Here is a 21843-nt window from a genome sequence, read left to right as displayed (position 1 = left end):
TAGCGGCAAGCTAGACGGGTGATGGTGCGCGAGTGGGATCCCCGGACCGCCCCGGCCGCCGAGATCGAGTCGTTCCTCGACGCGATCAACTCGGTTCTCGCGGCCGACCTACCGGAGGATCCGCTGTGGGAAAACGGCATGCTCCGGGAATACCTCTGCGAGGTGATGCCCGGTGAACGGCGGATCTCCTGGGTCGCGCAGGAGCAGCCGTCGGTGGACGGGCAGCCCGGAGCCATCCTGGGGCACGTCCACGTACTCCTGCTGGGCGACATCGGCGTGCTGGAGGTGCTGGTCCGGCCGGCGGTCCGACGCTCGGGGCTGGGCCGGAAGCTGATCTCCACGGCCGCCCGGCGCACCTACCAGGAGGGTTTCCGTTCGATCGGTGTGGAGGTCATCGGCGACACCCCGGCCGTCGGCTTCTACGAGACGCTCGGCTTCGACCGGGAGTACGTGGAGACCCGGAGCGTGCTGCGCCTCTCCACGGTGGACTGGACCGCGCTGGGCGACATGGCACAGGGGATCGCCGCCGGCTACCGCCTGGAGTTCTGCCCGGGCGGGCCGCCGGAGGAGTTGATCGACGCGTACGCGCGGGCCAAGGCCGAGGTGCGCGACGTCGACGGCGGCGACCTGGAGCTGCGTCCGAGCTCCTACGACCCGCAGCGGCTGCGGGACAGCCTCGGCTGCCTGCACCGTCGGGGCATGAAGCCGTACATCGTGCTGGCGATCGAGGAGAAGACCGGCGAGGTGGCCGGGCTCACCGAGGTGGTCGTGCCGGCCCAGCACCCGACCCGGGCCGACCAGTACGACACCATCGTGGGCCAGGAGCACCGGGGCTACGGCATCGACCGGGCGATGAAGGCGCGGATGCTCTTCGAACTGCGCACCGCCGAGCCGAAGCTCTCCGAGGTGCAGACCTGGAACGCCCAGGCCAACGAGCCGATGCGGGCGGTCAACACCGAACTGGGCTTCCAGGCCGACCGGGAGTGGTACGAGTACGGCGCGGACGTGGCCGAACTGGTGCACCGGCTCGACGCCACCGGCTGACCGTACGGGTCAGTAGCGTCCGCGGAGCATCCGGGCGGCCTCCACCGCCCAGTAGGTGAGGATGACCTGCGCGCCGGCCCGGCGGATCGAGGTCAGGGTCTCCAGCACGGCCTGGTCCCGGTCGATCCAGCCGTTCGCCGCGGCGGCCTCGACCATCGCGAACTCCCCGGAGATCTGGTAGGCGGCGACCGGCACGTCCACCTCGTCCCGGACCGCGGCGACCACGTCGAGGTAGGGCAGGGCCGGCTTGACCATCACCAGGTCGGCCCCCTCGGCCACGTCGAGGCGCACCTCGCGGAGCGACTCGCGCAGGTTGGCCGGGTCCTGCTGGTAGGTGCGCCGGTCCCCGTCCAGGGACGACTCCATCGCGTCCCGGAACGGGCCGTAGAACGACGAGGCGTACTTCACCGCGTACGCCAGGATCGCCGTGTCGGTGTGCCCGGCGGCGTCGAGCGCGCGTCGGACCGCCCCGACCTGGCCGTCCATCATCCCGGACGGGCCGACCATGTGCGCCCCGGCCGCCGCCTGGGCGATCCCCATCTCGGCGTACGCGACCAGGGTCGCGTCGTTGTCGACCGTGCCGTCCGGGGCGAGCAGCCCGCAGTGCCCGTGCGAGGTGAACTCGTCCAGGCAGAGGTCGCTCATCACCACCGTGCCGTCCCCGACCTCGGCGACCACGTCCCGGATCGCCGCGTTGAGGATGCCGTCCGGGTCGACACCGCCGGAGCCGGTCTCGTCCTTGCGGGTCGGCACGCCGAAGAGCATGATGCCGCCGATCCCGGCGTGCACCGCCTCGGCCGCCGCCTTGCGCAGCGACTCCCGGGAGTGCTGCACCACCCCGGGCATCGAGGCGATCGGCCGGGGCTCGGTGATCCCCTCCTTGACGAACATCGGCAGCACCAGGTCCGCCGGGGCGAGCCGGGTCTCCCCGACCAGCCGGCGGACCGCCGGTGAGCGCCGCAGTCGGCGCGGTCGGACGTTCGGGTACGACATGAGGAACTCCCTATCGGAACCGCAGTGCGGTCGGGCCCTGCACCTTGGAGCCGCGACGCTGCTTGGCCGGCATCGCCGCCAGCTTCTCCCGCAACTCCACAGCGTACGACGCGAGCGCTTCCACCAGATCGGGCACCGAGGCGTGTGCCGGCTGGGCGTCCACCCGCAGGCCGAACTCGGTGGCGGTCTCCGCCGTCTTCGGGCCGATCACCGCGACGACCGTCCGGGCGTGCGGCTTGCCGGCGATGCCGACCAGGTTGCGTACGGTCGAGGAGGAGGTGAAGAGCACCGCGTCGAAGCCGCCCGACTTGATCGCGTCGCGGATCTCGGCCGGCGGCGGCGCGGCCCGCACCGTCCGGTACGCGGTCACGTCGTCGACCTCCCAGCCGCGCTCGGTCAGCCCGGCGGCCAGGGTCTCGGTGGCGATGTCGGCCCGGGGCAGCAGCACCCGGCCGACCGGGTCGAGGATCTCGTCGTGCGGCGAGAACTCGGCCAGCAGCCCCTCGGAGGACTGCTCGCCGGCCGGGATCAGCTCCGGCTGGATGCCGAAGGCGCGGACCGCCTCGGCGGTCGCCTCACCGATGCAGGCGATCTTGACGCCGCCGAAGTGCCGGGCGTCGAGCCCGTGCTCGGCGAACTTCTCCCAGACCGCGCGCACCGCGTTCACCGAGGTGAAGATCACCCAGGCGTACCTGCCGTCGACCAGGCCCTTCACCGCCCGCTCCATCTGGGCGGGAGTACGCGGCGGCTCGACCGCGATGGTCGGCACCTCGCACGGGATCGCGCCGTACTCCCGGAGCCGGGCGCTCATCACGCCGGCCTGCTCCTTGGTGCGCGGCACGAGCACCTTCCAGCCGTACAGCGGGCGGTTCTCCCACCAGCTCAGCTTGTCCCGCTGGGTGACCCCGGCGCCGAGGGTGAGCACCACCCGGCCGGTGAAGCCGAGCGCGGCGGCCACGAAGCTGTCCACGGTCGAGGCGGTCGTGTACTGCGTCTCGCCGGTGCCGTCGCCGGTCACCGCGACCGCGGTCGCGCCGTCGACCCCGGCGGCGAGCAGGCCGTCCCGGACCGCCGCCAGGTCACCGGCGTCGACCGCCAGGGCGAGCGAGCCGCGGTTGACCGTCGCCGCCAGCGCCTCGAAGTCGATCGCGCTCACGTCGTCGACGTCGGCCGCGGTCCGTACGCCGGTCAGCGGCACCCCGGCGTACGCGGCGACGCCCTCGGCCTGGCCGACTCCCGGCACCACCTCGAAGTGCACGGCGGTCCGGGCGACCGCCTGCACCTCCTTGACCACGGTCTCGTGCCCGAACGGGTCGCCGGCGACCAGGTGCACCGCGCTCAGTCCGGAGCGGGCGGCCGAGAGGAGCACCTTGGCGACGTCCCCCGGCACCCCCTCGGCGGGGCTGAACTGCGCGTCGGACTTGGCCTGCGCCCGGACGGCGGTGAGCAGCGCCTCGGGGACGCTGCGGTCGTATACGACCTGGTCGGCGTCGACCAGGGCGTCGTGCGCCCGGCGGGTCAGCAGGCCGGGGTCGCCGGGACCGGCCCCGACGAAGGCGATGCGGCCGGCGGGCTTACGGGTGCGGATCATTCTGTAGCTCCAAGATGCTGGGTCCTCGCGCCGGAATCCGTAGGCGTGCCGAGGATCGAATCGGCGCCGAGGTCGAGGAGATCGGCGGCGAGCGCCTTACCGATCTTCTCCGCCTCGGCGGGCGTACCGGTGCGGGACAGCCGGAGGTCACGGGAACCGTCCGGGCTGATCACCGCCCCGCGCAGGTAGATCTCGTCTCCACCGCTGGCACCCGAACTGTCGAGTTCACCCTCGGCGAGGACCGCGTACGCGGCGACCGGGGCACTGCACCCCGCCTCCAGGGTGGCGAGCAGGGCCCGCTCCGCGGTGATCGCGGCCCGGGTCGGCGGGTGGTCGAGTACGGCGAGGAGATCCACCAGATCCGAGTCGTCGGACCGGCACTCCACCGCCAGCGCGCCCTGTGCGGGGGCGGGCAGCATCAGCATCGGATCGATCGTCTCGGTGATCTCTTCGGTGCGGCCGAGCCGGACGAGTCCGGCCCGGGCCAGCACCACGGCGTCGAGGTCCGGTTCGGGACCGGATACGCGTCGGATGCGGCTGTCCACGTTGCCCCGGATCGGGGTGACCGTCAGCTGGAGTCCGAGCGCGTGCAGCTGGGCGATCCGGCGCAGCGCACCGGTGCCGACCGTCGATCCGGGAGGCAGTTCGGCCAGCGTACGACCGTCCTGGGCGACCAGGGCATCGCGCGGGTCCTCCCGGGGCGGTACGGCGGCGATCAGCAACCCGTCCTGACCCGCCGTCGGCAGGTCCTTGTACGAGTGGACCGCGAAGTCGATCTCCTTGGCCACCAGCGCGTCGCGCAACGCCGAGACGAAGACGCCGACGCCGAGCCGGTGCACCGGGGCGCTCGACCGGTCGCCGGCCGTCACCACCTCCACCAGCTCGACCTGCCGGCCGGTGGCGGCCTGCACGGCGTCGGCGACAGCCCGGGACTGGGCGAGCGCCAGCGCGCTGCCCCGGGTGCCGAGGCGTAGCGGGCTCATCGCTCTCCTCCGGAGTGCTGTCGGGGCACCTGGGTGCCGCGGGTCTCCGGCGCACGCGGTTCGGGCCGGGCGTCGAGACCGGTCTGCGGCTGGCCGAACCCGGACACCTCGCCGACCAGTCCGGTCACCTGGGCGCTGCCGAGCATCTGGACGGTGCCGGGCATCCGGGCCAGCTCGGCGCCGGCGCCGAGGGCAGCCGCCCGGGCAGCGGTCGGGGCGGCTCCGGTCGGGGCGGCTCCGGTCAGGTCCGGCACGGTGTCGACCTGCGAGGTGACCGGCACCTCCAGGTCGAACAGCTCGCGCAGCAGCGCGGCGTACTGGTCGCCGCCGGGTTCGGCGGCGAGCTGGCGTACCCGCACGGTGGGCGAGTGCAGCAGCCGCTGCACCACCCGGTGCACCGTGTGGCGTACCTCGGCCCGCTGGTCGTCGGTCAGGTCGGGCCGGCGCTGGCCGAGCCGCCGCAGCTCCACCGCGACCACCTCGTCGGCGCGGGCCCGCAGGGCGGCCACGGTCGGGGCGACGTCGGCGCCCCGCAGCCAGCTCAGGAAGCCGTCGACCTCGCTGGAGACGATCTGGACGACGGCGGCGGTGTCGGCGGCGGCCGGCCCGATCGGCTGGGCGGCGGCCAGGCCGTCGATGTCGATCACCACCACGCCCGGCAGGTCGGCGACCGACGGCTCGACGTCGCGGGGTACCGCCAGGTCGAGCAGGACGAGCGGGTCGGGCCGCCGGTCGGCGCGCAGCCGCAGGGCCCGGGCGACGGTCTCCCGGGTCAGGACCGGCTCGATCGACGCGGTGGCGGCCACTACTATGTCTACTGTGGACAGGGCGTCGGCCAGTTCGGCGATCGGCACCGCCGTCGCGGCGTACGCCTCGGCCAGCCGGACGGCGCGGTCGGCCCCCCGGTTGCTGACCGCCACCGGCCCGGCGCCCAGCCGGGACAGGGTGGCCACGGACAGTGCGCCCATCGAGCCGGCGCCCACGACCAGCGCCGGGCGCTCCTCGACGCCGTCCGGCAGGTGCGTCGCGGCCAGGTCCAGCGCGGCGGTGACCACGCTCTGTCCGGCCCGGTCGATGTCGGTCTCGGCGTGCGCCCGCTTCCCCACCCGCAGGGCCTGCTGCATCAACTCGTGCAGCAGCCGTCCGGTCGAGTCCGCGGCGTTCGCGGCATGGTAGGCGTCCCGCAGCTGGCCGAGGATCTGCGCCTCGCCGACCACCATCGAGTCCAGCCCGGCGGCGACCCGGAAGGCGTGCTCGACCGCCGCGCCGTCGTAGTGCACGTAGAGGTGGTTGGCCAGCTCGGCCGGGGCAGAGCCGGCGTGGCCGGCGAGCACGGCGCAGACGTCGCCGAGCCCGCCGTGGAAACCGGTCACGGCGGCGTACACCTCGACCCGGTTGCAGGTGGAGACGACGACGGCCTCCCCCACGTACGGCTGGGCGATGAGCCGCCCGAGGATCTCCGGCAGTTCGGCGGAGGCGACCGCGAGCCGCTCCAGGGTGGCTACCGGCGCGGTGCGGTGCGAGGCGCCGACGACGAGCAGGTTCAGGTTCATGTGCCGACCGCCTCCGCGTTGGTCGACCGGAGCGGGCCGGTGGGGGTGGACTCGGTGGTCCCGGTGGCCGCCAGGCCACCGGGCAGCGCGGTCAGCCCCGCGGTGGGACCGGCCAGGCCTCCGCCCGGCGTCAGGCCCCCGCCGCCGGCGGCGGAGCGGCCGACCCCCGGCGCGACGGGCAACCCGGTGAGGGCCGACTTGCGGTGCTCGTGGAAGGAGAGGATCTGCAGCTCGATGGCGAGGTCGACCTTTCGGACATCGACCCCGTCCGGGACCGAGAGCACACAGGGTGCGAAGTTGAGGATGCTGGTCACCCCGGCCGCGACGAGCTGGTCGGCGACGCCCTGTGCGGCCGTCGCCGGGGTGGCGATCACCCCGATCGCGATCGACTCCTCGGCCGCCACCCGGGCGAACTCGTCGATGTGCCGGACCACCAGGCCGTTGATCTCCTCACCGACCCGTCCGGCGTCGGCGTCGAAAAGGGCGGCGATCCGGAAGCCCCGGCCCGCGAAGCCCGCGTAGCCGGCGAGGGCGTGACCGAGGTTACCCACCCCGACCAGGGCGACCGCCCGGCGCTGGGTGAGCCCGAGCACAAACTCGATCTGGTCGATCAACAGGGCGACGTCGTAACCCACGCCCCGGGTGCCGTACGAGCCGAGCTGGGAGAGGTCCTTGCGCAGCTTGGCGGAGTTGACCCCGGCCGCCGTGGCGAGTTCCTCGCTGGAGACCGTGTCGTTGCCGGCCTCGGCGAGATTGTGCAGGGCACGCAGGTATTCGGGGAGCCGGGCCACCGTCGCCTCGGGGAGGTCCGGTAGCGCCGGCACCGCCCCGGCGCGGCCGGGCGTGCCTGGGTGGCGGTGCTGACTCATGCGACTCCGTGCCGTGCGATCCTCGACCAGCCGATCCGGCGGGTCGTTGCGGGGCACCCGCTGGCGACCGCTGTTACCGGCTGTGCTAGCAGGGCTCGTCGGAGTATCAGAGTAGGCGCTTGTGAAGACACGCACAAATCGCGATCTTGATAGACCGCGACAGCGCCTCACCAGGGCCTCCATTTACAAGATCAGTTAGACGGGTCGACCGGAGTCGCCCGGCGATTATGTCTCAAGTCCGACTTATCTAGCCAACTCGCCGCGACCACTCCCGGTGGCGGTGCGGGATGCTTGACGCAACGCCACGCCGGGACCGGCCGGTGGAGAGGCGGCCGGACGACCGGCCCCCGGGCACGGACGTCGACGGTGGGGACAGCCCTACCGCGAAGAGACCGGCGAATGGGATGGGGGGGCGCGTGGGCGGATGTCTAGCGTCGACGACATGACCACCACCGCCTCCGCCGTACGCTCGGGCGCCGGATCGGACGCCGGCCGCACGGTCCTGCGCCAGCTCGCGATCGATTCCGGTTACATCCTGCTCGGGCTGCCCCTCGCCCTGGCCGGCTTCGTCGTGCTCGTGGTCGGATTCGCCCTCGGCGTCGGCCTGGCGGTCGCCGTGATCGGGCTGCCCATCCTGGCCGGCACCCTGTACGCCGCCCGGGGCTGGGCGGACGTCGAGCGGTCCCGGATGCCGGCGGTGCTGCTCCAGCCCCGGGTCCGGCCGCACTACCGGACGGCCGAGCCCGGCGCCAGCGTCTGGCGACGCATCCTGGTCCCCATCGCCGACGCCCAGTCGTGGCTCGACCTGGCGCACGGCTGCTTCAAGCTGGTGGTGGCGGCGGTCACCTTCGCCCTCGCGGTCGCCTGGTGGATCGGTGCGCTCGCCGGCTCGCTCTACTGGGCGTACGACTGGGCGATTCCGCGCGGCGGCCCGGACAACCAGGACCTGGCCGAACTGCTGGGGCTCGGCGAGACGGCGGCGGCCCGGATCGGCCTGAACAGCCTGCTCGGCCTCTTCTTCCTGATCACCCTGCCGATCGTGGTGCGCGGCTGCGCGCTGACCCAGGCCCGGTTCAGCCGGGCCCTGCTCACCGGCGTCGCCGAGATGCGCAACCGGATCACCGTGCTGGAGGAGCAGAAGCGGGCGGCGGTCTCGGCGGAGGCGACCGCGCTGCGCCGCCTGGAGCGGGACATCCACGACGGGCCGCAGCAGCGGCTGGTCCGGCTCGCCATGGACCTCAGCCGGGCCCACGAGCAGCTCGCCTCCGACCCCGAGGCCGCCCGGGTGACGATCGAGGAGGCCCTCAGCCAGACCCGGGAGACCCTCGCGGAGCTACGCGCCCTCTCCCGGGGGATCGCCCCGCCGATCCTGATCGACCGAGGCCTGCCGAGCGCCCTCGCCGCGCTCGCGGGACGGGGCGTCATCCCGATCGAGCTCACCGTCGACACCCAGCTGGGCACCCCGCAGGGTCGACTCGACCCGGCGGTGGAGAACACCGCGTACTTCGTGGTGGCCGAGTCGCTGACCAACGTGGCGAAGCACAGCCGGGCCAGCGAATGCTGGCTGACCGTGAGCCGCACCGGCCGGCACCTGCGGATCAGCGTCGTCGACGACGGCGAGGGCGGCGCGCACCTGTCCAAGGGGCAGGGCCTGGCCGGCCTCGCCGACCGGGTACGCGCCAACGGCGGCACCCTGACCGTGACCAGCCCGGCCGGCGGCCCGACGGAGATCCGGGCGGAGCTGCCGTGCTGAGCGCCGCCGAGCCGGAGGTGGTAGACAACGTCATGCGCGTAGTGATCGCCGACGACGCGGTCCTCCTCCGGGAGGGCCTGGTCCGGCTGCTGACCGAACACGGCAACGAGGTGGTGGCCGCGGTCGGTGACGGTGAGGCCCTGGTCGAGGCGATCGTCGCCCACCGGCCGGACGTCTCGATCGTCGACGTACGGATGCCGCCCTCGCACACCGACGAGGGGCTGCGGGCGGCGGTGGAGGCGCGCCGGCTGGTCCCTCGTACCCCGATCCTGGTCCTCTCCCAGTACGTCGAGGTCTCCTACGCCGACGACCTGCTCGCCACGGTGAAGCCCTCCGGCGGCGGTGCCGGCGGCGGCATCGGTTACCTGCTCAAGGACCGGGTCGCGGCGATCGCCGAGTTTCTCGACGCGCTGGCGCGGGTGGCCGCCGGCGGCACCGTGCTGGACCCCGAGGTGGTCGGTCAGCTGCTGGTCCGGCGCCGCCGCGACGACCCGCTGCGCGAGCTGACCCCCCGGGAACGGGAGGTACTCGGCCTGATGGCCGAGGGGCGCTCCAACACCGCCATCGCCCGGGCGCTGGTGGTCAGCGACGGCGCCGTGGAGAAGCACGTCCGCAACATCTTCACCAAGCTCCGGCTCCCCCCGGACGAGGAACAGCACCGCCGGGTCCTGGCCGTGCTCGCCTACCTGCGCGGCTGACGGTGCCCAGCCCGACGGTGTTAGGCGGGGGCCCTTCCTATACAAAAAGCGATAAGCGGGGGCCCTTCCTTACGGTCAGGCGAGTTGGGTGGCCACCTCGACGGCCTCGGTGAGGGTGTCGGCCACCGGCCAGCCCGAGGCGCGCAACCGGACGGTGTCGGTGAAGCCGCCGGTGTAGAGGACACAGCGGGCGCCGACGGAGTCGGCGGCCTCGGCGTCGTCGATCGAGTCGCCGATCAGCACCGCCGACCGGCCGTCCACGCCGAGTTCCGCCAGGTGCCGGGCCAGGTGGGCGGCCTTCCGGTCGCCGCCGAGGGTGCCGCGCAGCCCGTCCACCCGGCGGAAGTGCGTGGTCAGGCCGTGGCCGTCGACCACCGGGACCAGCTCCTCGTGGAACCACATCGAGAGCAGCGACTGGGACCCCGGCCATGCCCGCAGCGCCTGCGGGGCGTCCGCGGCCAGCTCACAACTGGCCAACCCCAGCCGGTACGCGTCGTGGAAGAGCTTGTCGAGCCGGCCGAACTCGTCGGCGTCCAGCGCCCGGCCGAGCACCTCGGCGTAGTAGTCCGCGACCGGGCGCCGGAACTGCGTCCGGTGTTCCTCGGCGGTGACGGCCGGCCCGGCGGCACCGGCCAGCGCGACGTTCGTGGCGGAGACGACCAGGTTGAGGTCGTTGAGCAGGGTGCCGTTCCAGTCCCAGACCAGGTGTTCACGTGCGGGAGCCATCCCGGAACGATAACGCGGAGCCGCCGGTTCGATCCTCCGGCCGGTCAGTCCCGGGCGGCGGTGAGGTCCCGGCGCAGCCGCTCCTCCTCGACCCGCCAGTAGCCGTGCTCCCGGCCGTCGAGCAGCACCACCGGCAACCGGTCGCCGTACTCGCGTTCGAGCTCCAGGTCACCGGTGACGTCCACCTCGACCCACCGGTCCCCGGTCGCCGCCACCACCCGGTCGACCGCCTCCTTGGCGACCTCGCAGAGGTGACAGCCGGGGCGGGTGATCAGGGTCAGCCTCGGCTCACTCGTCACCACGTCCCCCTACCTGCCGGAGCATCGACCTGCGTACCCTGCCGATCGCGGAGCGCGGCAGCGACCCGACGAACTCTATCCCGCTCGGGCACTTGAACCGGGCCAGGCTGCGGGCGCAGTGCCCGGCGAGGTCGGCGGCCGACACGGTCCCGCCGGGGACCCGCACCACGTAGGCGTGCACGGTCTCGCCGGTCGCCGGGTGCGGCACCCCGAACACCGCCGACTCGGCCACCCCGGGGTGCGCGTCGAGGACCCGCTCGACCTCCTGCGGGTAGACGTTGAAGCCGTTGACCAGGATCAGCTCACCCAGCCGGTCCACCAGGAAGAGGTCGCCGTCGGCGTCGGCGTACCCGATGTCGCCGGTGCGCCACCAGCCCTCGGCGTCCGGCCCGTCCCGCCCGTCCGGCCAGTAGCCGGAGAAGAGGTTGTGGCCGCGCACGACGATCTCGCCCGGGTCGGTGCCCGGCGAGTGCAGATCCAGGTCGAGGTCGTCCTCGGGCCCGGGGTCCCCGCCCGGGTCGTCGTCGCGCCAGAGCACCTCGCCGTCCGGGCCGACGAGGCGCAGCTGCACGCCGGGGAGCGGGCGGCCGATCGAGCCGGGTTTGGGCACCGGAGCGGCCAGAGTGGAGGTCAGCACCGGGGCGGTCTCGGTGAGCCCGTACCCGACCTGGATCGGGCGGCCGGTCGCCTCCGCGTACCGGCTTCCGGTTTCGGGGGGCAGCGGCGCCGCACCGCAGATCGCGGTCCGGACCGACGACGCGGCCGCAGCCAGTTCCGGCCCGCGCCAGGCGGCGAACATCGACGGTACGCCGACGAGCAGGCTGACCCGGTGCCGCTCGACCAGCGCCAGCACCTCGTCGGGCTCGAACCGGTCGACCAGCACCCCGCTGGCCCCGTGGTGGACGACCGCGCCCAGCCCGGCGTTCAACCCGTAGGCGTGGAAGAGCGGCAGGGCGAGCAGCACGGTGTCCTCCGGGCCCACCACCGGCGGCTCGATCCGGCCGATCTGCTCGTGGTTGGCCGCCAGCGCCCGGTGCGAGAGCATCGCGCCCCTGGGCTGTCCGGCGGTACCCGAGGTGTAGAGGAGGACGGCCAGTTCCTCGCCGTCCGCGACCGCCGGCCGCTCCGTCGACCCGGCCGACGCCTCCGGTCCCGACGGGGGCGGCGGGGCGGCCGGCAGCCTGGTGTGCACCTCGGTCAGTGCCGGCAGCTCGCCGGACACCTCGGCGACCAGGTCGCGGACCGGCTCCGTACAGATCAGTACGGCCGCCGCCGAGTCGGCCAGCACGTGCCGCAGTTCCGGACCGGTGAAGGCGGGATTCACCGGTACGGCGACCAGCCCGGCCCGCAGGGTGCCGAGGAGGGCGATCGCGAAGTCGGGGGTGTTGCCCAGGGCGATGGCGACCCGGGCGGGGTGCCCGGCGGCGGAACCGGACGCCTGCCGGCGCAGCGCATCGGCGACCCCGTCCACCGCACGGTCCAGCTCGGCCCAGCTCAGCGTGCCGCCGGTCCAGTGCAGAGCCGGACGGTCGCCACGGGTGGTCGCGGCCCGGCGTAACCGGTCGGCGAGGGTGGCGGCGGGCGGTTCGGTGAGGGCGGCGGGGCGCGATCCATCCTGCACGGTCGCTGAGTCTGGCACAGCCGCCCGACTCCCGCTCGCTCGTCCGGTCCGTCCGTCGCTGGTGGAAGTTGCTCGATTTGTTGTCCGTCGTTCGTGGAAGTTGCTCGACTCCGCGGCCGTCCACGCGGTACCGTCCACCGGACCGCCCGCGTGGCCGCCGCTGTCCGGCCACAGTCGCCTTAGCACCAATCTCAGCGGCACGCCAAGAGCGTGCCGCCTTTTGGCGTGTTGCCGCGTTTTCCCAGGTCAGAGCCCTGCCCCTAGCAGTGTCCGGGATCCGACAACGCACAACCGGTCCGGTCCGGACGGGTGACCCGGGGAAATACTTTGGCCCTGTGTAACGGACTCGCCGCACATGGGTGACGTTGGCCCTATCATCACTCGGGTCGGCTCACCCCTTTTGCCGTGAGTCGACACCCCTCAGCCCGAGGAGGCCGCCGTGCCTGTGAGAGCACTGCAGAAGCAGCTGCGGGGCGTGTGCCGTCGTACGGCACACCCCGGATCTGTCATGGCGGAGCGCGCCCGGCCAGGCGCGCTTCCGGCCACCATCGCGGCCGGGTCCTCGCGACCGGTCCTGTTGACGCGGCCGGCCGGGGAGGTCCAGTGAGTACGAACGACTATGCCGACGAGCTTCTCGGCGGGCAGGTCCACGACGCGCGACTGGCGTTGGCCGAGGGGCTGACCGAGCTCCGGGTCTCGATCAACGACATGTTGAGCCTCGCGGTCCGCGGCGACGGCGGCTCCAAACGCATCCGGAACCGCCCGCATCCGAACGAGGCGCCGACCCGGCAGCCCGCACCGGGCGGCAACGCCCGGCCGGTCGCCGGCGGGCGGGTGGCGAGCCCGACCCGGCCGGCCATGCCGGCGCAGCCCGGGTCGGGCCAGGCACCGGACGGCGGCGGGGGCAACGGCGGCGGCGACACCGAGACGGCGATCCTGCCGGTGGTGCCCGGTGTCGAGGAGTCCACCGGTTCCGGCGGCTCCCCCACCGGCCAGCCGAGCCGGCCGGATCCCTCGGACGTGCCGGCCACCGAGGTCTGGGGGCTGGTGGAGCGGGCCCAGGCCGGTGACGCGGAGGCCTTCGGGCTCATCTACGACCGCTACGTGGACACCGTCTTCCGGTTCGTCTACTTCCGGGTCGGCAACCGGCAGCTCGCCGAGGACCTGACCTCGGACACCTTCCTGCGCGCCCTGAAGCGGATCGGCAGCTTCACCTGGCAGGGTCGGGACCTGGGCGCCTGGCTGGTGACCATCGCCCGCAACCTCGTCGCGGACCACTTCAAGTCGGGCCGGTACCGCCTGGAGGTTACTACCGGTGACGTTCTGGATGCGGATCGCGAGGACCGCGGGCCGGAGGGGAGCCCGGAGGCGGCGGTCGTGGAGCACATCACGAACGTGGCGCTGCTGACCGCGGTGAAGCAGCTCAACCCGGAGCAGCAGGAGTGCATCGTGCTGAGATTCCTCCAGGGCTTTTCGGTCGCGGAGACGGCCCAGGCGATGGGAAAGAACGAGGGCGCCATCAAGGCACTCCAATACCGCGCGGTCCGGGCGCTGGCCCGGCTGCTGCCCGACGGGTTCCAGCCGTGAACCGCTCCCAGGGCCGTCGCCGGTGCCGCGTGACGCCGCTCACTCTTCGTAGTATTTCCGGCCGCCGGCCCGTAACCGCCCGGCCCCGCCGAGCGTTTGTCCCGGTGCGACCGGTGGTTGCCCCGGCAGCTCTCCGGCCGGTCGGTTGGACGTACGGTCCGGCTGCGGCTGCTGCGGTCCGGTTCTGAGCCGCGTCGCACCCGGACGGCGACCACGCCGGCCGCAAGCGCCGTGAGCAGCGAAGGGAGGTGTCGGCGGTGAGTTGGACAACGTTCTACCGCCAGCGAGCCGAGCGCTTCGCGCAACTACTCGACGAAGCCAACGGGGGCCGTCGCCACCACGTCCGGTCCCGTGTCGACACCGAGCTGGCCGGACCCGTGGCGATCGGGCAGCGGCTCCAGTCCGTCCGGTCCTCGGTGGAGGTCGACCCCGACTTCCGGGCCGGCCTGCGGGCGATGCTGGTCGCCACCGCCGAACGGGAGGGCATCGGCGTCACCGCCACGGCTGACCCGATCGACGACACGGTGGTCGAACGACCCGGCAGCGTCCGCACGCCGCGCGGTACGACCCCGTCCGCGCTGAGCGGCCCCCGCAGCCGGGCCCGCGCCCGCGGCGCGATCGTGCTCGGCGTCGCGGTGGGGGCGATCGCGGTCTCCGGCATGTCGGCGGCGAGCGAGAACGCCGTACCCGGTGACGCGCTCTACGGCATGAAACGGTCCACCGAACGGGCACAGCTCGCCCTCGCCAGCTCGGACCTCAGCCGTGGCCAGCTCTTCCTCGACTTCGCCCGCACCCGGCTCGCCGAGGCACACGCCGTACGCACCGACCACGCGGGCGTCGTCGCCGTCCTCGTCGACATGGACGCCGACACCCGGCAGGGGGTACGGCTGCTCACCACCGCCGCGCTGCAACGGGGCGACGCCGCCGCGCTCGACGTCATCGACGGCTTCCTCACCCAGCAGCGTCGACAGGTCGACGCGCTGCTGGTCCACGCTCCGCGTAGCGCCCTGGACCGCGCCGACAGGTCACTGGGCCTGCTCGACGCGATCGAGCAACGCGCCGACGGCCTCCGCGCCGCGCTGAACTGCGCCGCCGGGGCGAGCGGTCGGACGGACAGCCTGGGACCGCTGCCGAAGACCTGCCCCACCGGCCGGCACTCCAACGGCGTGCCACCCGGCGCCACCCGGGACGACGTGATCGGTGAACGGGTTCCGGCCGAGCCGCTGCGCGGCGGCGAGCGCCGGCCGTCCGCCGAGGAGGGCGTCGACACCCCCGGCACGCGGGACCAGCCGGTACCCGGCGAGAAGCCGCTCTCCTCGCCCGAACCGTTGCACCGCGAGCGCCCGCCCACCTGATCCCCCACCGGTTCCCGCCGCCCCGGCCGGCGTACGGCTCACATGAAGTTGCGGGTGTGCAGCGCGGAGAGCGCGGCGGCCTCGTCCGCCGGGAAACCGAGGTATTCGAGCCGGCGCCGCCGGCCGGAGTCCATCGTCTCCTGTAGCCGCAGCACCTCCCGCCACCCGCGCTCGATCGCCGTCGGCGCCCACGAACCGGCAGCCAGGACCACCAGCGCCTCGAAGACCTGCCGGTTGAGCCCGGCGGTGTCGGCCAGCGCGGTGTGCCTCCGCTCGACCGCGGCCCGCAGCCGGTGCAGGAACGCCGGATCCGACCGCACCACGTGCGCCGTGTGCGCGACCCCGAAGGCGACGTGCCGGGCCTCGTCCCGGGCGGCCAGCCGGGTGACGTCGGCGGTGACCCGGTCCGGCGCGTGCCGGTGCAGGAAGTGCAGCAGGTCCAGGAAACTCCCCTCGCCGAGCACGGAGAGCAGGAACGAGGCGAGGGTGAAGTCGGGCTCCTCCAGCAGGGTCTGCAACGACGCCCGGCCGCCGGCCCCGGAGCGGCCGAGCACGTCGCGGTGCAGCAGCGCCCGGCGGGTGAAGATCTCCACGTGCCGGGCCTCGTCGGCCGCCTGCGACGCGAGGAGCTGCATCACCTCCCGGTAGTGCGGGTGCAGCCGGGAGAGGAGCCGGGCCGGGATCATCAACGCCGCCTGCTCGTTCTCCACCAGGTAGGTCATCACCTGCACGACGGCGTCCTCCACGTCCGCCGACACCGGCCCGGCCGCCGTCCAGTCCACCGCGGTCGCCGGATCCCACTGGTTCGCGGTGGCCTGCGCGTACAGCCGGGGCGCGACGTCGGCCCAGACCAGGTCGCGGTCGACCCAGTCCACCGCCAGCGCCGGGCCGCCCGGCTCGACCAGTGCGCCCCGGGCCGCCAACCCCCACTCCGGGTCCGCGTGTGCCACCACGTCCGAGGCGGTACGCCCGGCCCGTCGCGCGTCGCGCCAGCGGTCCAGATCGGCACTGCCCCGCACGACGGTCGGTGGATCGGTGTCCGGGTCGAGCCGGTGCCCCTCGGCCCGGCACCAGGCGGCCAGGTGCAGCCGGAGGGCCGGGTGCCGGCCGCCCACCACCAGCCGGTCCCCCGGCGCCAACCCGGCCAGCGCCCGGTCCAGGAGGATCTGGCCGCCGGATTCGAGGCCGAGGCCCTCAAGGTCGATAGTCGTCGGCACCGGGTGCTCCGTCCGGGTCGTAGAAGCCGCTGTCGGTGACCGCGCGGTCCAGCGCGGCGTACCGGTCCGTACGCCCCGGCAGCCACCGCTTGAGCCCCTCCAGGTCGAGCAGGGGCCGGGTGCCGCTGTCGGCGTACGACATGCCGAGCAGCAGCTTGGCGAAGTGCTCCACCGAGCTGGGATCCCCGCCCGGTCCGGCGGTCAGCGTGCAGTGGTCGTACGGCTCGGTCTGGGCGAGCACCCGCACCGACCCGGCCGGCAGGACGCCCTCCCGGCCGAAGAGCAGCAGGCTCGCGTCGACCAGGCACGCCGCGTCGACGTACCCGGCCCGCAGTGCGGTCGCGGCGTCCCGCTCGCCCCCGACGTGGTCGCCGTGCAGGCCGACGCCCACGTCGAAGCGGAGCACGTCGACGTCGGTGCCCGGGTCGAGGCCGGCGTCGCGCAGCAGCGCCAGCGGCAGCAGGGTCGCCTGCGGGGAGTCGACGGCGCCGGTGGCCACCGTACGGCCGCGCAGGTCGGCGGGACCGCGGAGATCCGAGTCCGCCCGGACCACGATCACCGAGCTGAGGTCGCGGTCGGTGTCGCGCATCGCGACCGCCCGTACGGCCACGTCGCGGGCCCGGGCCAACCGCCGGGCGCGTAGCCAGGCCAGCGGCGAGTTCCAGGCCAGGTCGATCCGTCCGGCGATCAGGTCCTCGACCTGCCGCTCGTAGTGGGAGTAGAGGACGTAGTCGAAGTCGAGACCGCGGTCGCGGAACCAGGCGCGGAAGCCGGTCCAGATGGTCACCACCTTCGGGTCGTACGCGACGGCACCGAGCAGCAGGGGGTCCGCCGCGCGGCCCGCGCTCACGCCGGTCCGCCGTCCAGCAGGGGCAGCCCGCAGAGCGCCCGGCCCACGAAGTCCAGCAGCGCCGGGGTGGTCGGCGCCATCACCCGGGCGGCCCGGGAGTCGCGGAACCGGCGTTCGATGCCCAGTTCCCGGCGGAACGCGGCGCCGCCGCACGCCGTCATCGCCAAGTCGGCGACCTCGGCGGCGCTGCCGTCCGCGGCGGCCTTCACCTCCAGGACGAGCAGTTGGGCGTCCTCGCGCCCCTCCTCCAGCGCGGTGAGCGCGCTCTGCACGAGCGCGGCGGTGCGGTCCGTCTCGATCCGCATCCGGGCCAGGATCGCCCGGGACTCCGGCTGCTGCGCCAGCGACCGGTCCAGGTGCCGCAGCCGGGTCCGGGTCAGGTGCTCCGCCGTCTCCGCGGTCACCGCCTGCGCCAGCCCGACGCTCGCGGACGCGTTGAGCAGCAGGAACCACGGCAGTACGGCGGAGAGTGCCAGGTCCAGTCCGGCGCCGTCCTCGCCCAGCAGGGCGGTACGCGGCACCCGTACCTCGATGCCGTCGACCGGGCGGGAGTCGTTGCCGCGCAGGCCGAGACCGTCGAACTCCGGGCCGAGGCGCAGCCCCGGGGCGCCGCCGCGGACCAGCCAGAGCGTCATCGGCCCCGGTGCGTCGAGCGGGCGACTGGACCAGACGTAGCTGTCCGCCTGGCCGGCCGAGGTGACCCAGCTCTTGCGGGCGTCCAGGCGTACCTCGTCGCCGTCGCCGGTCGCGGTGCCGACCGGTGCCCAGAAGTGGCTGCGGGAGCCGGTCTCGGAGAGGGCGAGGGGTGCTCAGGTGCCGCCCGGCGGCGACCTCGGCCAGTACGTCCGCGCGGCCGGCGGCGACCAGTGCCGCGACCGCGCTGTAGTGCATCATCACCACCATCGCGGTCGATCCGCAGGCGGTGGAGAGCTGCCGGACCACGTCGGCGGCGGCTCGTACCCCCTGGCCGGCGCCGCCGTGCTCGACCGGCACGGTGAGGGCGAGCAGTCCCGCGTCGGCGAGCGCGTCGACGGCCCTGCGGGGAAACTGGGCGGCCCGGTCGGCGGCGCCGGCCCGGGGGGCGACGACCTCCTCGACGATCCGCCCCAACGGCTCCTGGTACGCCATGTTTCCTCCCCCGGTCGGCGCCGGGCCGACCTGTCGCGTGAGATCGGTGGGTGTACGCGCGTGCGCGGTGGGTGTACGCGTGCGATCGGTGGCGCGATGACCGGTGTGGAATGGAGGCTCGCGATGGGCGGCGAACGCCCCGGTCCGGCCCGGCACGGCGGCGGGTCCGGCGGACGCGGGGACGGCGACAACTGCCGAGTGACAGCCTAACCACAGAGAGCGACGCCCAGGAAGAGACGAGCATTGATCGATACCGCCGGACGGGCATCCGTACCATCCGGCCGTCTCCGGGTACGGCGTGCCCGATCCCGATACCCTCGCTGGTGTACCCGGATCCCGGCACCCGGGCCCCGCAGCTCGACGTACCCGTGCCAGACGAGGAGGTTTCCCGCGTGGCCCGCACCCGCAAGGTGACCGTCAGCACCGACGAACACGGTCACACCGCCGGTTGGGCCGCCGCCGAACCGCAGCTCGCGCCGGCCGCGCCGGCGGCACCCACCGACCGGATCGCCGCCGCGTTCTTCGACGTGGACAACACGATGATGCGGGGCGCCTCCATCTACTGGTTCGCCCGTGGGCTGGCCGCGCGAAACTACTTCACCACCGCCGACCTGGCCCGGTTCGGCTGGCAGCAGTTGCGCTTCCGGGTGCTCGCCACCGAGCACGCCGGAGACATGTCCCGGGCCAAGGAGGCCGCCCTCGCCTTCGTCGAGAACTGGCGGATCGCCGACGTCGAGCGACTCACCGAGGAGATCTTCGACGAGCTGATGGCGCCGCGGATCTGGGCCGGTACCCGGGCCCTGGCCCAGCGGCACCTGGACTCCGGCCAGCGCGTCTGGCTGGTCACCGCCGCGCCGGTGGAGATCGGCCGGGTGATCGCGGCCCGGCTCGGGCTCACCGGCGCGATCGGCACGGTCGCCGAGATCGAGCACGGGGCCTACACCGGGCGGCTGGTCGGCGACCTGATGCACGGGCCGGCCAAGGCGGACGCGGTGGTGCAGCTCGCCCGGGTGGAGGGGCTGGACCTCGACCGCTGCGCCGCCTACAGCGACTCGGCCAACGACATCCCGATGCTCTCCGCCGTCGGCCGGGGGGTGGCGATCAATCCGGACGCCGCGCTGCGCCGGGTGGCCCGGGAGCGGGGCTGGGCGGTGCATGACTTCCGTACCGGCCGGAAGGCGGCCCGGATCGCCGTACCGTCGACGGTCGCCGCCGGCGCGCTGGCCGGTGCGGTCAGCGCGGGGCTGGCCGCGCACCGGCGCCGGCGGAATCGGTGAGGCCGGCGCAGCCGCTGAGAAGCGTTAAGAAGGGGCCCTTCCTATACAGAAAACGATAGGAGGGGGCCCTTCCTTACCCCTCAGGCGCCGAAGGGGTCGGGGCGGCGCGCCAGGAGCTGGTGCAGGGTCTGCTGGATCGTCTCCCGCACCTGGTCGGCCAGGTTGAAGACCACCAGCGGGTCGTCGGCGGAGTCGACGAGGTGCGTGGTCGGGATCGGCGGGCAGAACTGGATCAGCCACTTGCTGGGCAGCGGCACCGCGCCGAGCGGGCCGAGCCACGGGAAGGTCGGGGTCACCGGGAAGTACGGCAGCTTGAGCAGCCGGGCCAGCGGCTTGATGTCGGCGAGCATCGGATAGCTCTCCTCGGCGCCGACGATCGCCACCGGGACGATCGGGGTGCCGGTACGCAGCGCCGCGGAGACGAATCCGCCCCGGCCGAAGCGCTGGAGCTTGTAGCGGTCGGCGTAGAGCTTGCCGACGCCCTTGAAGCCCTCCGGGAAGACGCCGACCAGTTCACCCCGGCCGAGCAGCCGCTCGGCGTCGGGGTTGCAGGCCACCGTACCGCCGGTCTTGCGGACCAGCTCGGAGATGACCGGCATCCGGAAGACCAGGTCCGCGCCGAGCAGCCGCAGGTAGCGGTGGGCGGGGTGCCGGTCGTGCAGCACCGCCGACAGGACCAGCGCGTCCAGCGCCACCGTGCCCGAGTGGTTGGCCACCACCAGTCCGGCGCCGTCGACCGGCAGGTGTTCGACGCCGAAGACCTCGGTGCGGAACCAGTCGCGGTAGATCGTCCGCAGGACCGGGTGGAAGAGTTGGTCGGTCAGCTCCGGGTCGAAGCCGAACTCGTCGACCTCGTACTGGCCGGAGAGGCGGCGCCGCAGGAACGCCAGCCCGGCGGCGACCCGCCGGTCCCAGACGTCGCCCGGCTGGTCGGTCACCGCCGGCGGAACCGGCCCGGGTCCGTCGCCGTTGCGCCGCGCCGGCCGGGCCAGGTCCGCGGTCTCCTCCATCGGGGGTACGGCCAGCCGGCGTGCCCGCCCCGCCCGGGCGCCGCCGGTGGCGGTGCCGTCGGACCGGCTCGCCGGCCGGTTGCCGTTGGCGGTGCCGCGCCCGGCCCCCCCGGTGCCGTTCTCGGTCATGGCCGCTCCCGAACCGCGGCGCGGACCTGCCGGATGCCGTCGAGGATCGCCTGCTCGGCGCGGTGCAGCCGATCCGACCCGAGCACCGTACGGTCGGGGTGCCCCCGGATGAAGTCCTCGAAGGCGGCGGCGGTGCTGCGCGGGGTGAAGCCGTACTCCTGGATCAGCCGGCTGGTGTCGACCACCCGGCCGTGCACGAAGAGGTCGACCTGGTCCAGGCCGTAGCGGCCGAAGCCGAGGGTGCGGGCTATCCCGGCCGCCCCGGAGAGTCCCGGTTCCAGAATCGGTACGGCGACCCGGCCGGCCCGGCGGATCGCCTGGGAGAGCGCGAGCACCCCGGCCCCGGCGACGTTGTACGTCCCGGCGTGGTCCTCCACCACCGAGCGGTGCAGGACCTCCAGCGCGTCGTCGAAGTGCACGAACTGGAGCCGGGGATCGCGCCCGAGCACCGTCGGCACGACGGGCTGGGCGAAGTAGCGGGTCAGCGTCGTGTCGGCGGTCGACCCGATGAACGGCGCGAAGCGCAGCACGGTGGCGGTCACGTCGGCGCGCCGCCGCCGGAAGCCCCGGACGTACCCCTCGATGTCGAGGATGTCCCGGGCGAAGCCGCCGCGCGGCACCGCCTGCGGCTCGGTGTCCTCGGTGAAGACCGCCGGGTCCCGGAACGAGGCGCCGTACGCGGCGGTCGAGGAGCGGACGACCAGCTTGCGCAGCCGGGGTGCCCGTTGGCAGGCGGCGAGGAGCTGCATCGTGCCGATGACGTTCTGCTCCTTCATCGCCGTCCGGCCGCCGTGCTGTTGGTCCGGTGCGGTGACCAGGGCCAGGTGGACGACGGCGTCGGCCGCCAGGTCGGCGATGACGCTGCCGACCGCCCCGGCGTCGGCCCGGACCCGTTCGACGCCGTCGAGCAGGGGGGCCAGCTCGGGCGCCGGGTCGGAGACGTCGAGCCCGACGACCCGGGCGATCCGGTCGTCGGCGACGAGTCGGGCCGCGACGTGGGCGCCGAGGAACCGGCTCACGCCGGTCACCACGACCACCCCCGGAGTACCGGGGGTGCCGCCGGGGTTCACCTCGCGCTCCGCGCGGACCGACCCGGGCCGGACCCGGACCGCCGCGACGTCGTCACGTGGGCCTCCGAAGGTCGACAGCTGACCGGTGTC

General features: G+C 73.8%; 16 protein-coding genes and 5 pseudogenes. 6 read left to right on the top strand and 15 right to left on the bottom strand.

Annotated elements, in window-relative coordinates:
- Positions 1-21: 21 nt before the first annotated feature.
- On the top strand, positions 22-1044 hold the full coding sequence (locus ACQEUR_RS09585; RefSeq protein ID WP_433028989.1) for a GNAT family N-acetyltransferase: 1023 nt from the start codon (positions 22-24) through the stop codon (positions 1042-1044).
- Positions 1045-1053: 9 nt separating this feature from the next.
- On the opposite strand, the gene hemB is transcribed toward ACQEUR_RS09585, so the two are convergent.
- From hemB to ACQEUR_RS09560, 5 genes and pseudogenes are all read right to left on the bottom strand, one after another.
- Entirely contained in the window at positions 1054-2037 is a 984-nt protein-coding gene (hemB, locus tag ACQEUR_RS09580; RefSeq protein WP_433028516.1) for a porphobilinogen synthase, read from the bottom strand.
- A gap of 10 nt (positions 2038-2047) precedes the next feature.
- Positions 2048-3628: a uroporphyrinogen-III synthase gene (locus ACQEUR_RS09575; protein WP_433028514.1), complete on the bottom strand. Its 1581-nt coding sequence runs from the start codon at positions 3626-3628 to the stop codon at positions 2048-2050.
- The gene (hemC, locus tag ACQEUR_RS09570) at positions 3625-4611 is read right to left on the bottom strand and encodes a hydroxymethylbilane synthase (RefSeq protein WP_433028512.1); all 987 of its coding nucleotides are present in this window, start codon (positions 4609-4611) and stop codon (positions 3625-3627) included. The genes ACQEUR_RS09575 and hemC overlap by 4 nt, the downstream gene beginning before the upstream one ends.
- A 244-nt stretch (positions 4612-4855) precedes the next feature.
- Positions 4856-6158: pseudogene (locus ACQEUR_RS09565) on the bottom strand (glutamyl-tRNA reductase); the annotation flags it as partial.
- Positions 6159-6160: 2 nt separating this feature from the next.
- Positions 6161-7033 (bottom strand): redox-sensing transcriptional repressor Rex, encoded by an 873-nt coding sequence (locus ACQEUR_RS09560; protein ID WP_433028510.1) that lies wholly within the window; start codon positions 7031-7033, stop codon positions 6161-6163.
- A gap of 442 nt (positions 7034-7475) precedes the next feature.
- On the opposite strand from ACQEUR_RS09560, the gene ACQEUR_RS09555 reads away from it, so the two are divergent.
- Both ACQEUR_RS09555 and ACQEUR_RS09550 read left to right on the top strand, forming a co-directional pair.
- Positions 7476-8786 (top strand): sensor histidine kinase, encoded by a 1311-nt coding sequence (locus ACQEUR_RS09555; protein ID WP_433028508.1) that lies wholly within the window; start codon positions 7476-7478, stop codon positions 8784-8786.
- Positions 8787-8818: 32 nt separating this feature from the next.
- Positions 8819-9484 (top strand): LuxR C-terminal-related transcriptional regulator, encoded by a 666-nt coding sequence (locus ACQEUR_RS09550; RefSeq protein WP_433028987.1) that lies wholly within the window; start codon positions 8819-8821, stop codon positions 9482-9484.
- Positions 9485-9559: 75 nt separating this feature from the next.
- On the opposite strand, the gene ACQEUR_RS09545 is transcribed toward ACQEUR_RS09550, so the two are convergent.
- The 3 genes from ACQEUR_RS09545 to ACQEUR_RS09535 are packed head-to-tail and all read right to left on the bottom strand — an operon-like array spanning position 9560 to position 12130.
- A complete protein-coding gene (locus ACQEUR_RS09545; protein ID WP_433028506.1) occupies positions 9560-10210 on the bottom strand; it encodes an HAD family hydrolase in 651 nt (216 codons plus the stop codon).
- 44 nt (positions 10211-10254) lie between these two features.
- A complete protein-coding gene (locus ACQEUR_RS09540) occupies positions 10255-10509 on the bottom strand; it encodes a glutaredoxin family protein (protein WP_433028504.1) in 255 nt (84 codons plus the stop codon).
- The gene (locus ACQEUR_RS09535) at positions 10499-12130 is read right to left on the bottom strand and encodes an AMP-binding protein (RefSeq protein ID WP_433028502.1); all 1632 of its coding nucleotides are present in this window, start codon (positions 12128-12130) and stop codon (positions 10499-10501) included. The genes ACQEUR_RS09540 and ACQEUR_RS09535 overlap by 11 nt, the downstream gene beginning before the upstream one ends.
- 750 nt (positions 12131-12880) lie before the next feature.
- Here ACQEUR_RS09535 and ACQEUR_RS09530 point away from each other — a divergent pair.
- A pseudogene (locus tag ACQEUR_RS09530) lies at positions 12881-13717 on the top strand (ECF subfamily RNA polymerase sigma factor, BldN family); the annotation flags it as partial.
- 248 nt (positions 13718-13965) lie between these two features.
- A pseudogene (locus tag ACQEUR_RS09525) lies at positions 13966-14871 on the top strand (DUF5667 domain-containing protein); the annotation flags it as partial.
- Between the two features lie 239 nt (positions 14872-15110).
- Here the strand turns inward: ACQEUR_RS09525 and ACQEUR_RS09520 are convergent.
- The 5 genes and pseudogenes from ACQEUR_RS09520 to ACQEUR_RS09500 all read right to left on the bottom strand — a co-directional run.
- Positions 15111-16289 (bottom strand): ferritin-like domain-containing protein, encoded by a 1179-nt coding sequence (locus ACQEUR_RS09520; protein WP_433028500.1) that lies wholly within the window; start codon positions 16287-16289, stop codon positions 15111-15113.
- Positions 16267-17139, bottom strand: coding sequence for a phosphate/phosphite/phosphonate ABC transporter substrate-binding protein (locus ACQEUR_RS09515; RefSeq protein ID WP_433028985.1), 873 nt, complete (start codon positions 17137-17139; stop codon positions 16267-16269). Before ACQEUR_RS09515 ends, ACQEUR_RS09520 begins: the two co-directional genes overlap by 23 nt.
- Positions 17136-17672, bottom strand: coding sequence for an acyl-CoA dehydrogenase family protein (locus ACQEUR_RS09510; RefSeq protein ID WP_433028983.1), 537 nt, complete (start codon positions 17670-17672; stop codon positions 17136-17138). The genes ACQEUR_RS09515 and ACQEUR_RS09510 overlap by 4 nt, the downstream gene beginning before the upstream one ends.
- 69 nt (positions 17673-17741) lie before the next feature.
- Positions 17742-17882, bottom strand: a pseudogene (locus tag ACQEUR_RS09505) (hypothetical protein); the annotation flags it as partial.
- Between the two features lie 163 nt (positions 17883-18045).
- Positions 18046-18267 (bottom strand): annotated as a pseudogene (locus ACQEUR_RS09500) (acyl-CoA dehydrogenase family protein); the annotation flags it as partial.
- Positions 18268-18659: 392 nt separating this feature from the next.
- Between ACQEUR_RS09500 and ACQEUR_RS09495 the strand changes: the two are divergent.
- Positions 18660-19544, top strand: a complete 885-nt coding sequence (locus ACQEUR_RS09495; RefSeq protein ID WP_433028981.1) for an HAD family hydrolase — start codon at positions 18660-18662, stop codon at positions 19542-19544.
- An 80-nt stretch (positions 19545-19624) separates the two neighbouring features.
- On the opposite strand, the gene ACQEUR_RS09490 is transcribed toward ACQEUR_RS09495, so the two are convergent.
- Together ACQEUR_RS09490 and ACQEUR_RS09485 are read right to left on the bottom strand one after the other, a co-directional pair.
- Positions 19625-20683 (bottom strand): lysophospholipid acyltransferase family protein, encoded by a 1059-nt coding sequence (locus tag ACQEUR_RS09490; protein WP_433028498.1) that lies wholly within the window; start codon positions 20681-20683, stop codon positions 19625-19627.
- The gene (locus tag ACQEUR_RS09485; RefSeq protein ID WP_433028496.1) at positions 20680-21753 is read right to left on the bottom strand and encodes an NAD-dependent epimerase/dehydratase family protein; all 1074 of its coding nucleotides are present in this window, start codon (positions 21751-21753) and stop codon (positions 20680-20682) included. The genes ACQEUR_RS09490 and ACQEUR_RS09485 overlap by 4 nt, the downstream gene beginning before the upstream one ends.
- Positions 21754-21843: the final 90 nt, after the last annotated feature.

The organism is Plantactinospora sp. CA-290183 (assembly GCF_050936375.1).
GTDB lineage: Bacteria > Actinomycetota > Actinomycetes > Mycobacteriales > Micromonosporaceae > Plantactinospora.
The sequence above is the reverse complement of the archived record's forward strand: the minus strand, read 5'-3'. Positions and strand labels throughout refer to the sequence as shown.

Coding starts and splice junctions, on each gene's coding strand:
- ACQEUR_RS09585 (WP_433028989.1), top strand. CDS start 22: ATGGTGCGCGAGTGGGATCCCCGGACCGCCCCGGCCGCCGAGATCGAG.
- ACQEUR_RS09560 (WP_433028510.1), bottom strand. CDS start 7,033: ATGAGTCAGCACCGCCACCCAGGCACGCCCGGCCGCGCCGGGGCGGTG.
- ACQEUR_RS09575 (WP_433028514.1), bottom strand. CDS start 3,628: ATGATCCGCACCCGTAAGCCCGCCGGCCGCATCGCCTTCGTCGGGGCC.
- hemB (WP_433028516.1), bottom strand. CDS start 2,037: ATGTCGTACCCGAACGTCCGACCGCGCCGACTGCGGCGCTCACCGGCG.
- ACQEUR_RS09545 (WP_433028506.1), bottom strand. CDS start 10,210: ATGGCTCCCGCACGTGAACACCTGGTCTGGGACTGGAACGGCACCCTG.
- ACQEUR_RS09555 (WP_433028508.1), top strand. CDS start 7,476: ATGACCACCACCGCCTCCGCCGTACGCTCGGGCGCCGGATCGGACGCC.
- ACQEUR_RS09550 (WP_433028987.1), top strand. CDS start 8,819: ATGCGCGTAGTGATCGCCGACGACGCGGTCCTCCTCCGGGAGGGCCTG.
- hemC (WP_433028512.1), bottom strand. CDS start 4,611: ATGAGCCCGCTACGCCTCGGCACCCGGGGCAGCGCGCTGGCGCTCGCC.
- ACQEUR_RS09490 (WP_433028498.1), bottom strand. CDS start 20,683: ATGACCGAGAACGGCACCGGGGGGGCCGGGCGCGGCACCGCCAACGGC.